Below are 13,997 nucleotides of genomic sequence, written 5' to 3'. Positions count from 1 at the left end.
CGCGCCCCCGCCCCGCGCACGGCGGCCCGCGCCGCGCGTCCTTGATCGTTCGACTTGCCAGGCAGGTGGGCGAATGGACGGTCAAGATACGCACAGGTGCCTGGCAAGTCGAACGATCTTGAGGCGGCGGGCGGTCAGTCGGAGGTGGTGGAGCCGCGGCCGTCGAGCAGGGGGGTGGCGGGGTCCCAGGTGGTGCCGGTGCGGGTGTCGTGGCGGCGGCGGGCCAGGCCGGACAGGGCCTCCAGGACCACCCGGTTGGCGAGCATCGCGGTGATCTCGGCGTGGTCGTACGGCGGGGACACCTCGACCACGTCCATGCCCGCCACGGGCAGCGTGCGGCAGATCCGGGACACGGCGTCGAGCAGCTGGCGGGCGGTGAGGCCGCCGGGTTCGGGGGTGCCCGTGCCGGGGGCGTGCGCCGGGTCGCACACGTCGATGTCGACGGACAGGAAGACCGCGTCGCAGCCGTCCAGGGCGATCGCGAACGCCTCGTCGAGCACCGCGTCCAGGCCCCGGGCGCCGATCTCGCTCATGTGGTACGAGCGCATGCCCTGGTCGGCCATCCAGTCCAGGGTCGGCGGCTCCGGCCAGTACCCCCGCAGTCCGAGCTGGAGGAAGCGGTCGCCGCGCACCGCGCCGGACTCGATCAGCCGGCGCATCGGCTGGCCGTGGCCGTAGAGCGAGCCGAACGTGATGTCGCCGGTGTCGGCGTGCGCGTCGAAATGGATCACCGAGACCCGCCCGTGGCCGCGCGTCCTCGCCACGCCGGTGACGTCGGGCCAGGTGATGGTGTGGTCGCCGCCGAGCACCAGCGGGATGACCCCGTGCCCGGTGAGGAAGGCGACCGCGTCCTCGATGCTCTGGCAGCTGCGGAGCACCTCGCCGCTGTAGAGCTCCAGGTCGCCCGCGTCGTACACGGTCAGGTCCGGGCCGAGCGGGTCGACGCGCAGCGCCAGGTGCGGGCGCGACCCGTCGTGCGGCAGGTAGTCGGTGCCCCGGATGGCGTTGGGCCCGAACCGGGTGCCGGGTCGGTGCGAGGTGCCGCCGTCGAACGGCGCGCCCAGGATCACCACGTCGGCCTCGGCGTACGTGGCCGGGTCGGCCCAGTCGCAGCGGGGCACCCCGAGGAACGTGAAGTCCGGGCCGTACTGCGCGCCGTAGCGGGTCACGCCTCCATTCTCGCCGGTGGCCCGGCCGACCGACCAATCCCTGCAAAACGGCCTCAAATTCTCCCGAGAGCCGTGATGCTGTGCTTCAGGACTGCGATGGACCGGTGTGGGACGCCGTCGGCATGAAGGAGCGGTGGGATGACAGCGACGGCGACAGGTTTCGACCCCGTCCCCTCCTGGACGCGTGTTCCCGAGGTCGCCGTCGTCGCCGCCGGTGACCTCGACGCGGGGGACGCGCCGAGGGGCGTGCTGGTGGCCACCTCGGGCGCGGTGCCGCAGGCGCTGGGTGTGGACCGGGACGCCCTGGCCGGGGCCGGGTTCACCGGCGGGATCGGACAGGCGCTGGCCCTGCCGCAGCCGGGCGGACCGGCCCTGGTCGCGGTCGGTGCGGGGGACCCGGCGAAGCTCGACGGCGACGGGCTGCGCGACGCGGCCGCCGCCTTCGCCCGCGCCGTGGGCACCGCCGGACGGCTGGTGCTGGCGCTGGACGCGATGACCGGCGTGGCACCGAAGACGGCCGGTCAGGCCGCGGTCGAGGGTGTGCTGCTCGCCCGGTATCGCTTCGAGGTGCTCAAGAAGGAACCCGCGCCGCCGGTCACGGCGCTCACCCTGGTGGCCGCGGCGGACGACGTCCAGGCGGTGCGGGACGGGGTGCGCCGCGGGCTCGCGTACGCCCGCGCCGCCGCGCTGGCCCGCGACCTGGCCAACTCGCCGCCGAGCCTGCTCACCGCGGACCGGTTGGGCGGCGTCGCCGTGCAACTCGGCGCGGACAGCGGGCTGTCCGTCGAGGTGTACGACCGGGACGCGCTCGTCGAGCTGGGCTGCGGCGGCCTGCTCGGGGTGAACGCCGGCAGCGTCGACGAACCACGCATGATCAAGCTGCGCTACCGCCCCGAGGGCGACCCCGACGTGCCCCGGTTGACGCTGGTCGGTAAGGGCATCATGTACGACTCCGGCGGCATCAGCCTCAAGCCGGCCGACGCGGTCCACGCGACCATGAAGAACGACATGTCCGGCGCGGCAGCCATCCTCGCCGCGATGGCGCTGCTGCGCGAGCTGGACTGCCCCGTCGCGGTCACCGGTTACCTGATGTGCACCGACAACATGCCCTCGGGCAGCGCGACCAAGCTCGGTGACGTGCTCACCATCCGCGGCGGCACCACCGTCGAGGTGGTCAACGCCGACGCCGAGGGCCGCCTGGTGATGGCCGACGCGCTGGTGCTGGCCACCGAGGAGCCGGTGGACGCGATCGTCGACATCGCCACGCTGACCGGGGCCTGCCTGCGGGCGCTCGGCGCGCAGATCGCCGGGGTGTTCGGCAACGACCAGGGCCTGGTGGACCAGGTGCGCGCCGCCGCGACGCGGGTCGGCGAGCCGGTCTGGCAGCTGCCGATGGCGCACCGCTACCGCGGCGAGCTGGACTCCGACGTCGCCGACCTCAAGAACATGGGCGGCCCGAACGCCGCGGCGATCCATGCCGCGCTGTTCCTGGAGGAGTTCGTGGCGGGCACCCCGTGGGCGCACCTCGACATCGCCGGCACCGCGCAGAACGACACCGCGCGCGGCTGGCTCCCGCAGGGCTGCACCGGGTTCGGCGCGCGCCTGCTGCTGGACCTCGCGCTGGCCTTCCGGCGCCCCGAATCGGACCCGCCGACCGCCGCGGGCCGGGCATGAGCGGGCGAACCATGGGAGAACAGGCGTGAGCGAGCGCAGCGAGCGAGCCATGGCAGCACTGGCTCATGCCGACGACGAGCGCAGCGAGGAGGAGGCATGACCGCAGCGACCGCGTCCGCCGGCAAGCGCCCGTTCACCCAGCGGATGCTGGACGGGGTCGAGAAGGTCGGCAACAAGGTGCCGCACCCGGTGATGATCTTCCTCATCCTGATCGGCGTGATCATCGTGCTGTCCGCGATCTTCGCGGCGATGGGCGTGCAGGTCACCTACGAGTCGGCCGCGCCCGCGCCGATCGTGGCGCAGGAGACCTATCCCGGCGGCACCCAGCAGCCCTCGCTGGACATCCCGCCGGAGGAGTTCTACCACCCCGAGGTGAAGACGCACACCGAGACCACCGCGATCAAGAGCCTGCTCACCGCGGACGGCATCCGGTTCATCTTCACCTCGGCGGTCACCAACTTCACCAACTTCGGCGTCGTCGGCGTCATCCTCGTCGCCATGATCGGCGTCGGCCTGGCGGAACGGGCCGGGCTCATCGGCGCGCTGATCCGCAAACTGGTCGCGGTCGCCCCGCCGTGGTCGCTGACCTTCATCATCGTGCTCGTCGGCATCCTGTCGTCGATCGCCTCCGACGCCGGTTACCTGGTGCTGATCCCGCTCGGCGCGGTCGCCTTCATGAGCGTCGGGCGGCATCCGCTGGCCGGGCTCGCCGCCGCGTTCGGCGCGGTCGGCGGCACTTTCATGGTGAACGTGCTCATCACGCCGACCGACGGCATCATCACCGAGATCACCAACGAGGCGGTCGCGCTGGCCGACCCGGCCCGGAAGATCAGCCTCACCGCGAACATGTTCTTCGCCATCGGCTCCACCATCTTCCTGGCGTTCCTGATCACCTTCATCACCGAGAAGGTCATCGAGCCGCGGCTGGGCAAGTACACCGGAGCCGTGTCGCACGAGGCCACCGACATCCCCGAAGCGGCGCCGGTCGAGGGTGACGCGCCCCCGGCCGCCCAGGCCCGCGGGCTGCGGTACGCGTTCTGGGGTCTGCTCGCCGTGCTGGCGGTGCTCCTGCTGCTGTCCGTGCCGCCCAAGCCGTGGGGCATCCTGCGCAACCCGGTCACCGGCAGCCTGGTCGAGGACTCGCCGCTGATGGACAGCCTGATCTTCATCATCATGCTGGTCTTCCTGGTCTGCGGCCTGTGCTACGGCGCGGGCGCGGGCACGCTCAAGGGCAGCGCGGCCGCGATGGACGCGATCACGAAGACGTTCGCCGGGCTCGGCGGCCTGATCTTCATGCTGCTGGTGATCGCCCAGTTCATCGCGTACTTCAACTACACCAACATGGCCACCGTCGCGGCGGTGAAGATGGCCGATGGGCTGGAGCGCGCCAACATCGGACCGCTGTGGCTGCTCATCGGGTTCATCCTGGTGGTGCTGGTGCTGGACATCATCATCCCGGGCGTGATCCCGAAGTGGGCCATCTTCGCGCCCATCTTCGTGCCGCTGTTCCTGCGCCTGGGCGTGGCGCCGCAGACCGTGCTGGCCGCCTACCGGGTCGCCGACTCGCCGATGAACGTGGTCACCCCGCTGATGGTGTACCTGCCGTTCATCGTGCTGCTGGCGCAGAAGTACAAGAAGGAGGCCGGGGTCGGCACGGTGATCTCGCTGATGATCCCGTACATGCTGATCATCGCGGTGGCCTGGACGCTGTTCTTCGTCGTCTGGTATCTGCTGGGCATCCCGCTCGGTCCGGGCGCGCCGGTCGAGCTGGGGTAGCCGGGCTGGTGACCGTCGTTTCAGGTCAGGAAGCGCGGTCCGACCGCGCTTCCTGACCTGAGACAGTGATCATGCACCTGCCCGCGCCGCCCACGCGTCGCGGAACAGGTCGGCGACCGGGCGGCCGAGCAGTGCCGTGCCCAGCGGCGGTGCGGTGTCGGGGCGCAGCCCCAGCAGCGGGGCCTTCGACGCTTCGAGCGGCAGCGCGGGGGCCTTGAGGTTCAGCCACCCGCCCGGCAGGAACACCGCGCGGCCCGCCCGCTCGCGCCGCGCCTCGACGACGAGCCCCGCCGCGACCAGAGCCGCCCGCAGCGGCTTCAGCCGCGCCGTGGTGACGCCCAGCCAGCGGGCCGCGTTGGCGTCGGTCGGGTCGGGCAGTGCCAGCAGCTGGAGGTAGTACGCGGCAGCCTCCGCCGCCAACCCGTGTGCCGCCGCCACGGCCGCCACCAGGTCCGGCACGCTCACCCTCGGATCCTGCAGGTACGCCACCGGGGAGGGTTCCTTCCCTCCGCCGGCGCGCGCTCCGTCACCGCATTCCGCGGATCGCGCGCCGCCGCCTTCCGTGGGCCCCGTGCCGTCACCGCCCACCGCGGGCCGCGTCGTGTCGGCGCTGATGGCCGCAGCCAGGGCGGGGTCGCGCAGCAGGCGCAGTGCCGCGGCGACGTCGGGCTGGCCCAGGGCCAGCGCCGGGGCGTCCGGCGTGGCGATCGCGGAGGGCAGCAGGTGGTACGCCCCGCGCGTGCCGTGGTCGTGGCTGCGCCACAGCCCCGGCAGGTCGTCGGGCACCAGCGCGCGTGAGTGCACCGCCGTGCCGACGGCCAGCCTCGGGTTGGCCAGCCGCTGCCGCACCAGGCCCAGCGCGTGGGCAAGCCGACCGCGGTGCGGGTCGCCCGCCGGCAGCCGGTACGCGAGCCAGGCCAGCGCCGCCGCGACCGCGGTCAGCCGCTTCTCGTCGAACGAGTCACCCCGCTCGGCCTTCGTGGCCAGGTGCCACTCGTACGCCTCACTCGCCCCGTCGGTGTGCAGCCAGCCATCAGGTTCCGGGTCGATGACCGCGCGCAGCACGTCGGCCCCGTTCCCGCCCGGGATCACCCGGTCGGCCTCGATCAGCAGCTCCTCCGTGATCGGCGTACGCCGCCCGAACCGCGCGACCCACGCCGCCGCGACCGCGTCCACGTCAGGCCCGTGCTCCCACAGCCGCGCCGGGTCGGCGGGCACGGCCGCGTCCAGCAGCGCGATGCGGTGCTCGTGCGCGACCTTCCGCCACCGGTCGACGGCCAGCCGCGCGTTCGCCGCGGACAAACCCAGCGCCTCCCGTTGCGCCGGGGCGAGCGCGGGCTCGTCGTCGCTGATCGGCAACCCTGCCAGCAGCAGCGCGGCCTCGGCCCGGGTCAGACCGGTCAGCTCGGCCAGCCGGACGGCCGGCTCGGGCCGCCACGGCGCGCCACCCGAGCCGGTGCCGTCGAGCAGGTCGCCGGCGGCCCGCAGTCGTGCCGCATCGCCCCAGCCCGCCCGGTGGATCGCGGCGCGGACCTCCAGCCCGTGGATCGGGGCGAAGGCCGCCTCCGGGCACCGGTCGACGGCGTACCGGATCGACATCTGCACCCGGCCGTCCACGGTGAGGCGGTGGCGGTTGCCGGACAGGAACACGATCCGGCGCTCACCCGCATGGACCTCGTCGGCGTAGCGGTAGTCGTCAGTGACCGCCAGTTCGACGAAGCGAAGGCGCGGGTCGGGCGCGGCGAAGGGCGAGTCCGCGAACGCCCGCAGCAGCCGGGCGAGCGCGGCCCGGCGACCCGGTGTCGTCGTCGGGGACGCGGCGACCGTCAGCACCGCGCCCAGCCCTGGCAGCAGCTTCGGCCACGGCGACTCGGCGTTCGGCATGGCGACCGACGCGGCGGCGGCCCCGGCGGCGGCCTCCTCCGTCGTGCCGGTGCTCTTGCCGGGAGCCTCGGACAATGCCCGGGTCAGTGCGGCGAGCTGGCCGAGGACCGCGGTCCTCGCCTCCTGAGCGCCGTAGTAGTAGCGGCTCTTCCAGTCGACGAGTGCGCCGAGCGCGTCCGCCAGCGCGCGGTCGGTCGTGTCGGGCGCGGAGGCTGGTGTGCGGGTGATCGAGCCGGGCCCGGCCGAGTCGGCCTCGGGCGTCGACAGCGAGGCTTCCGGCCCGCGAGTGTCTGCTGTGGCAGCCGACGAAGGGCCGACTGCGGGTAGGCGCTCGGCCGGTTCCTGCGGCGCGGCGGATGGCCCGTCGACAGGTTCGCTACCGGCGGTCATGCCCGGCGTTCCCAGCGGGGCGTGCTGGTCGAGCAGGCGGGACAGGGTGGCGAGGTGGTCGCGGAGCCGGACGGTGGTGCGGATCGTGTCGCGGACGGCCCGGCGCAGCACCTCGTCGTGGAGTTCGGGCAGGTGCCGGCGGATCGCGACGCGGATCAGCTCGTCCAGGCGCGCGTTGACCCCGCCCGACACGTCCGCCAGCAGCGCAGCGGCCAGTTCCGGGGTGACCGCCCGCAGCGCCGCGGAGCCGCGCTCATCCCGCGGCCGCAGCCCGTGCCAGTACGTGAACGGCGGCCGGGTGTGCGAGGCGGCGCACTGCTGGACCGGGTGGGCGCCGTCGGCGTCCCAGACCGTGACGGTCAGGTCGGCGGCGCGCGGGTAGCTGATCACGCGGGCGGTGACCGGACGGGGGCGTTCGTCACCGGGCAGCCGCAGCGCGCCGACGAGGTATTGGTCCCCCGAGTGCACGGTGGGCCGCCAGCGCACGGTGCGCCCGTCGGTCGCCTGTCCCAGCTGCGTGCCGTCGTCGAGCTGGAACAGCCGCCAGCCCAGCAGCCCGTCCGCGCAGCCGAGCGGCGATCCGGCGAACGCCTCCGGCGCGGGCCGCACCCAGGACCACCGCGTCACCAGACGGCCGTCCAACGGTGCGTCCCGCTCGAAGAACGCGGGCAGGCCGACCCGGCCGCCGACACCGGTCGCCGGGTCGTACTCGCGCCACCGCCACGTGTGCACCTGGCCGGGCACCCGCGGTTCGCGCTCGTTGCGCCAGTACGTGGAGCCGTCGCTGCTCACCTGGTAGACGTGCGGTTCGTGGCCGCCGGACCAGGGCCGCCCGCCGGTGGTGACGCCGCCGGGGAACGGCAGCTGCGGCATGGGCGCGCCCGACCAGTCGCGCTCGCCGAGACGGGCCGGGAACACGTCGTGCGGGTTGTCGGCCCAGTAGCCCCAGCGCTCGCCGTTCTCGCGGGCCCCGGTCACCAGCAGGCGCCCGTCGAGGTCGCGGCCGTCGATCGCGCGGTGGTGCCAGGCCGAGTCGGCCGGGACCTGCACGTCGTGCTCGTCGGATCGGCCGTCGGGGCGCACCCGGACCAGCCGGGTCTGGTCGGTGAGGACCAGCGCGGGCCAGCTGTCGGTGGGCTCGACCCGTTTCAGTGGGGTCGCCGCCGTCTCGTACGCCGGCCAGCCCAGCTCGCTGACCAGGCCCGCACGCAGGGTGCGCGCCAATACCCCGGCCATGTCCAGGGTGGCCAGCCGGCGCAGGTCGCCCGGCGCGACCGTCACGCCCTGCGCGTTCCACAACGGAGCTAGGGACCTGGTCACCGCCTCCAGCCCGGCCAGTGTGGTGCCCTGCGCCTGCGCCGCGAAGACGGCGAGGCCGTCACGCAGCGCGGTGGCCAACCCGGCAATCTCCAGCACCAGCGGGAGGCGGCGCAGCCGGCCCTGGCCGAACGGCTCGGAGTCCAGGCCTAGACCCAGCAGGTCCCACGCGCCGCGGGTGAGCGCGGGCAGCAGTGCGGGGTCGGCCGCCACCGCGGCGAGATCCCGGCGTCCGTCGCCAACCGTCTCGGCCCAGCGCCGCACCGGCAGCGTGTCGGTGTCGACCTCGACCGGGATTCCCTGCGCCCGGCAGGCGTCGAGCAGGTCCAGGTCGATGCGGAACGACTGCAGAGGCGGGGTGAGACGCAGAGGATGACCCGCCGCGCGCAGCCGCGGCGCGAGCCGTTCGATCAGTGCCGCCAGTCGCGGGCTGCGGGTGAGCGGGTGCTGGTAGCCGCTGTCGCGGTGCTGGACGAACCGCTCGAGCCAGGACGCGGCGTCCGGCCCGTCCGCGGCGGCCAGCAGCGCGACGGCCCCGGTGGACTCCAGCAGCTCCAGCCACTGCTCGCACAACTGCGCGTCCTCGCGGGCGGGGAGCAGCGCCAGCAGCCGGGCGGGCACGTCCGGGTCGCGCCGGGCCAGCCGCTGCAGCACCGGGCGGTACGCCTTCCAGAAGCCCGCGTGCGCCTGCGCCACGGCAGGCAGCGGAAGCAGGTCGCCGAGCAGCGCCTCGTCCTCGGCGGCGGCGTCGAGCCCGGCCGCCTTCGCCAGCGCGCGCAGCTCCCCGGCGAAGCCCGCGCCCGGCGGCAGCCCGCCCGCGACCCGCCGCACCGCGATCTCACGCACCAGCCGGTACGCCTCCCCGCCGGGCCGACGTCGGCGCAGGTCCCGGGCGTACTCGGTGAGCGCCTTGACGGTCAGCGCACCCGCGAGCGCGAACTCCAGGTGCACGTCGCGCAGCCGGTCCTCGTCGACGGCCGGCCCGTGCTCCCGCTCCGCGCGGCGGGCCAGGCCGAAGCAGGTCGCCGCCTGGCGGAGGTTCTCCGCGGCGAGGTACGCCCGCCCGGCCTGCTCCCAGAAGGTCGGCAGGAAGTGCGGTGCGGTCGCGGCGAGGCGGCGGGCGATGGTGTCATATCCGTCGCGGGCGTTGCCCGGTTTGGACTTCGCGAGCCGGGCCAACCGTTCCAGGTCCTTCACCAGGGCCAGCGCCTCGCCGCCGCGCGCCGGGTCGTTGACCAGCACCCAATCGGGGAAGCCGAGCGCCCGCACCCGCGCGTGCCCCACCGGCACGGCCCCGGCCTGGGTGAAGCCGAGGTACTCCATGCTCTGGTCCTCGGCCGGGCCGAGCGGTTCGCCGGCCAGGCGCACCACGGTCCGGCCGGGCAGCGCCGGGTGCGTGTAGGAGCGCCCCGTCAGCACGGCGACGCCGGGGACGCGCGGACCGGAGCCGGGCAGCACCGCACCGGCGTCGAGCAGTTGCTCGGTCATGACCCCTCCTCGGTGACGGTGCGGCCGGCGTGCAGCGCGGCGGCCAGCCGGACACCCTCGGACCAGGCGATACGCGGCACGTCAGCGGTGGGCATGGCGCGGCCCTGCGCGTCGGCGAACTGCAGCGCGCCGGTCCAGGCGGGCTCGCCCGGGTAGCTCTCGCCCGCCCACACCGTGGCGTCGATCGTGTGGCCGTCCTCCCGGATCCGGCAGCGGACCGTGCCGGCGCGCACCAGGTAGCCGAGCGCGATCGCCCGCGAGGTCAGGAGCCGCTGCTGCGCGTAGTGCGCGCCCTCGTACCGGGCGATGGCCGCGGCCTGCCCGGCGGCGTCGGCGGGCTTGTCGTGCACGTCCCGGAACAGCTGCGAGGACCCCATGTTCAGCTCGACGGCGAACTCGCGCAGTTCGTCGAGGTCGGCCAGCAGCACCGGGTGCGGGATGGTGAACCGCTCGGCGGACAGCCATGCCGACTCGCCGTCGAGGTCGACCACGCCGATGCCCCGGGCCGGGTCCACGTCGCGCAGGAAACCGGCGCGGTCCAGGTCGGGCCCGTCCTGGCCGTACGGCGTGACGATGAGGTCGCGCAGTTCGGCGCGCCAGGCGTCGTCGGCCCAGACGGTGGCCAGCAGTCGCGCGGTGACCGGCAGGCTGTGCACCATCCAGCGCTCGACGTCGGCGCGGACCTGTGCCTCGTGCCGGGCCAGCCAGTCGCGCAGCTGCCGCAGTCCGGCCACGGCCGGATCGTCCTTCAGCACGGGCGGCATGCTCTTGAGGCGTGCCCCCTGCGCGTTGCGCGCCACGATCCGTCCGCTGCTCAGCGCCACCTCGTAGCCCGAGCCGGCGGGCAGCCAGCCCGTCGCCGTATCCCCGTTCACGAGCGGGGATTGTGCCACCGCCGACTGACAAGTTGCTTACGCAGAAATTCCTGAAGACAGGGATGGCGTCGAGCGGGAAAACGAGGTACCTTCGCTTGCAAGCCCGCTTCGACGGTTTCCCCCGTGATCGCCGAAGCGGGCTTCTTACTGCCCTGATCAGGGCAGCAGCACGCCCGGGTTGAGCACGCCCGCAGGGTCCACAGCGGACTTCGCGGCCCGCAGCGCCAGCGCGAACGGCTCCGGCCGCTGCCCCGTGTACCAGGGCAGGTGGTCGCGGCCGACGGCGTGGTGATGGGTGATCGTGCCGCCGTTCGCCGCGATGGCGTCACCGGCCGCCCGCTTGAGCGCGTCCCAGATCGCCACCTCGCCGCCGCGCCGGCCGGCCGCGTACACGGTGAAATAGGGTGCCGGGCCGTCCGGGTACACGTGCGTGAACCGGCAGGTGACCAGCGCCGGGCTGCCCGTCTCGGACTCGCCCGCCGACGCGACCGCCTCGATCACCGCGGCGTGCAGCGGCTCGAACGTCTCCCACGTGCACGCCGTCTCGAACGTCTCCACCACCACCCCGAGCCGGGCCAGCCCGTCCCGCAGGTACGGCGCGCCGACGAAGGTGTCCCGCCAGCGCCCGGTGCTGTCCTGCGCCGCGTCCTCGACGACGCCGCCGTGTTCGCGGCACAGCTCGACGGCCCGCGCGAGCAGCGCGTCGACCGGGTGGTCGGCGGACTCGAAGCCCAGCAGCAGCCGGCTCGACCCGTCCGCGGCCGCCGCGCCGAGCATCGCTTCGAGCGGGTCGAGCAGGCGGCAGTTCGCCGGGCGCAGGCCCGACTGGGCGACCGCCCGCACGGCGCGCAGGGCGTCGGCGTACTCGATGAATCGCAGCGCGGACCCGGCGCGGAACGTCGGGCGCTGCTGGACGCGGGCCCAGCCCTCGGTGATGACGCCGAGGATGCCCTCGGAGCCCAGCCAGAAGCGGTCCGGCGACGGGCCCGCGCCGGAGGCGGGCACGCGCAGCGACTGGGCGATCCCGGCCGGGGTCACCACCCGCATCGCCTCGACCAGGTCGTCGATGTGGGTGTAGCCGGTGGCGTAGTGGCCGCCCGCGCGGGTGGCCAGCCAGCCGCCGAAGGTGGAGAACTCGAAACTCTGCGGGAAGTGCCGCAGGGTGAGGCCGTACGGGCGCAGCGCGTCCTCCAGGTCGGGGCCGAACGTGCCGCCGCGGATCAGCGCGGCCCGGCTGACCTCGTCGACCTGGACCACCCCGGACAGGCCGGCCAGGTCCAGCGACAGCCACGGGCCGCCACCGCGGTACTCGACGCCGCCGACGACGCTGGTGCCGCCGCCGAACGGCACGACCGGGGTGCCCGCGTCCGCGGCCCAGTCGAGCACCGCGATCAGGTCCTGCTCGTCACGCGGGTAGGCGACCAGGTCCGGCGGGTTGTCCAGCACGCCGTGCAGCAGCCGGACCACGTCGCGGTACGCGCGGCCGTACGCGTGCGCGGCCCGGGTCCGCGCGTCGTCGCGGCACAGCGTGGCGACGCGCGCGGGTGGCCGCAGCCGCGACGGCGGCAACTCCGGCACCGCGGGGACCGGCATCAGCTCCCCGTCCAGCGGCAGGAACGGGCCCACCCGCCGCGCCAGCTTCGCGCATCCCTCGGCGTCCACCGCCTGATCAGCCCAGCCCCAGCCCCACCACGACCGCTCCCGGCCGGTTCCGTCGCCCATACCGTTCTCCACTCGTGTCGTCGCTGCTCACAGCGCTGTGATGATGGGAAGGGCACCTTCTACAACGCGGAGCGTTGTGCAGAGCCGCTGCTCGTCTCGCTGACGCGAGCCGACGATGCCCTTCCTTCGTTCAGGACGTGTTCGGCGGTCGGGAGGGCGGCGGCGCGGTGGTGGGGGACCAGGCCCAGGCGGGTACGCCGGTCGAGTAGATCGTCGACGGTGAGCGCGCCCTCGTGGCGCACCGCCCACTGGAGTTCGGCCCCGGTCACGGGGCTGCCGGGGGTGATCGGGCTGTGCAGCTCCGGCGGGGCTTCGGCCAGCACCGCGGGGGCCTCGGTGCCGTAGCGGGCGATGAGGCGGGCGGGGGCGGGGACGCGGGTCAGCAGGTCGCGGGGGGCCGCGCCGGGTAGGGGCAGGTCGCGGGTTCGGCAGGGGCCGGCGTGCACGCCGCGGCGGGCGGCCAGGACGTCGACGGTGTCCTCGGCCATGCGCCGGTAGGTGGTGAGTTTGCCGCCTACGACGGTCAGCACGCCGTCGCGGCCCCGCACGACGGCGTGGCGGCGGGAGATGTCGGCGGTGCGGCCGCCGGCGGCCATCAGGGGGCGCAGGCCGGCGAACGCGCCGAGCACGTCGCTGCGGCGCACCGGGGTCTCCAGGGCCGAGTTGAGCACGTCGAGCAGGAAGTCCACATCCGACTCGGGGACCTCGGGCACGTCGGGGACGGGGCCGTCGACCGGCTCGTCGGTCAGGCCGACGTAGACCAGACCGTCGGCCTGCGGCAGCACGATGACGAAACGGGACAGCTCGCCGGGCACCGGGATGGTCAGTCCCGCCCACAGGCCGCCGAACAGCGACGACGGCAGCACCACGTGGGTGCCGCGGGAAGGCCGCAGGGTGATGTCGGGGGCGAGCTGCCCGGCCCATACGCCGGTCGCGTTGACGACCGCGCGGGCCCGGACGGTGTGCCGGTCGCCGGTGAGCGTGTCGGTCACGGCGGCCGCGTCGCCGGTCAGCTCGGTGGCGCGGCAGCGGGTCAGCATCTTCGCGCCCGCCCCGGCCGCGGCGCGGGCCAGGCCGGTGACCAGGCGCGCGTCGTCGCACAGCTGCCCGTCCCAGGACAACCGCGCGCCGCGCAGTCCACCGGAGCGCAGCGCGGGCACCATGCCGCGGGCCTCGGCCGCGGACAGCGAACGCACCCCGGGCAGGATCGCGCGCCGGGTGCCCGCCACGGCGCGCAGCAGGTCACCGGCGCGCAGCCCGGCCCCGGCCAGGCTGACGGTCAGCGGCGCGGTGTACGCCGTCGCGGGCAGCACCATCGCCAGCGCCCGGGTCAGGTGCGGGGCGGTGCGGGCCATCAGCACGCCGCGCTCCACGGCGCTCTCGTACGCCACCCCGAACTCGCCCTTGGCCAGGTAGCGCAGCCCGCCGTGGACCAGTTTGGAGCTCCACCGCGACGTGCCGAAAGCCAGGTCGTGGGCGTCGATCGCGGCGACCGACAACCCGCGCGAGGCGGCGTCCAGCGCGACCCCTGCCCCGGTCACGCCGAGGCCGACCACCAGCACGTCCACCACTTCACCGGCAGCCAGCTCAGCCAGTTCGCGCTCCCGGCGTGACGCGTTGAGAGAGGTGCGGGCAGCGTCCGACACGGTCGCCTCCTTGCGCCGAAGTGACACTGGATGTAACTCTGTCACACATGGATGCG

7 protein-coding genes are annotated in these 13,997 nt (G+C 74.4%); 2 read left to right on the top strand and 5 right to left on the bottom strand.

Translation table 11 applies throughout. The features are described 5' to 3' along the window. Window positions 1-134: 134 nt before the first annotated feature. Window positions 135-1,169 (bottom strand): agmatinase, encoded by a 1,035-nt coding sequence (gene speB / locus AB0B35_RS02670; protein ID WP_361039840.1) that lies wholly within the window; start codon window positions 1,167-1,169, stop codon window positions 135-137. 138 nt (window positions 1,170-1,307) lie between these two features. On the opposite strand from speB, the gene AB0B35_RS02665 reads away from it, so the two are divergent. Next, window positions 1,308-2,843 (top strand): leucyl aminopeptidase, encoded by a 1,536-nt coding sequence (locus tag AB0B35_RS02665; RefSeq protein WP_361039837.1) that lies wholly within the window; start codon window positions 1,308-1,310, stop codon window positions 2,841-2,843. 96 nt (window positions 2,844-2,939) lie between these two features. Next, window positions 2,940-4,619, top strand: coding sequence for an AbgT family transporter (locus tag AB0B35_RS02660; RefSeq protein ID WP_361039834.1), 1,680 nt, complete (start codon window positions 2,940-2,942; stop codon window positions 4,617-4,619). Window positions 4,620-4,688: 69 nt separating this feature from the next. Here AB0B35_RS02660 and AB0B35_RS02655 read toward each other — a convergent pair whose 3' ends face one another. The 4 genes from AB0B35_RS02655 to AB0B35_RS02640 all read right to left on the bottom strand — a co-directional run bounded on the left by AB0B35_RS02655 (window position 4,689) and on the right by AB0B35_RS02640 (window position 13,941). Then, entirely contained in the window at window positions 4,689-9,698 is a 5,010-nt protein-coding gene (locus tag AB0B35_RS02655; protein ID WP_361039832.1) for a hypothetical protein, read from the bottom strand. Continuing rightward, a complete protein-coding gene (locus AB0B35_RS02650; protein WP_361039829.1) occupies window positions 9,695-10,573 on the bottom strand; it encodes a DUF4132 domain-containing protein in 879 nt (292 codons plus the stop codon). Before AB0B35_RS02650 ends, AB0B35_RS02655 begins: the two co-directional genes overlap by 4 nt. 156 nt (window positions 10,574-10,729) lie before the next feature. Beyond that, window positions 10,730-12,295 (bottom strand): FAD-binding oxidoreductase, encoded by a 1,566-nt coding sequence (locus tag AB0B35_RS02645; protein ID WP_361039827.1) that lies wholly within the window; start codon window positions 12,293-12,295, stop codon window positions 10,730-10,732. Window positions 12,296-12,354: 59 nt separating this feature from the next. After that, window positions 12,355-13,941: a glycerol-3-phosphate dehydrogenase/oxidase gene (locus AB0B35_RS02640; protein WP_361039824.1), complete on the bottom strand. Its 1,587-nt coding sequence runs from the start codon at window positions 13,939-13,941 to the stop codon at window positions 12,355-12,357. Between the last annotated feature and the right edge of the window lie 56 nt (window positions 13,942-13,997).

Origin of the sequence: Catellatospora sp. NPDC049133 (assembly GCF_040648455.1) — a bacterium.
Taxonomy (GTDB): Bacteria; Actinomycetota; Actinomycetes; order Mycobacteriales; family Micromonosporaceae; genus Catellatospora; species Catellatospora aurea.
Note: the sequence above shows the minus strand (reverse complement) of the source record. Positions and strands in the feature narration are given on the sequence as shown.

Bases quoted from the DNA above. Each gene is read 5' to 3' on its own strand.
- AB0B35_RS02655 (WP_361039832.1), bottom strand. From the start codon at position 9,698: ATGACCGAGCAACTGCTCGACGCCGGTGCGGTGCTGCCCGGCTCCGGT.
- AB0B35_RS02665 (WP_361039837.1), top strand. From the start codon at position 1,308: ATGACAGCGACGGCGACAGGTTTCGACCCCGTCCCCTCCTGGACGCGT.
- AB0B35_RS02660 (WP_361039834.1), top strand. From the start codon at position 2,940: ATGACCGCAGCGACCGCGTCCGCCGGCAAGCGCCCGTTCACCCAGCGG.
- AB0B35_RS02645 (WP_361039827.1), bottom strand. From the start codon at position 12,295: ATGGGCGACGGAACCGGCCGGGAGCGGTCGTGGTGGGGCTGGGGCTGG.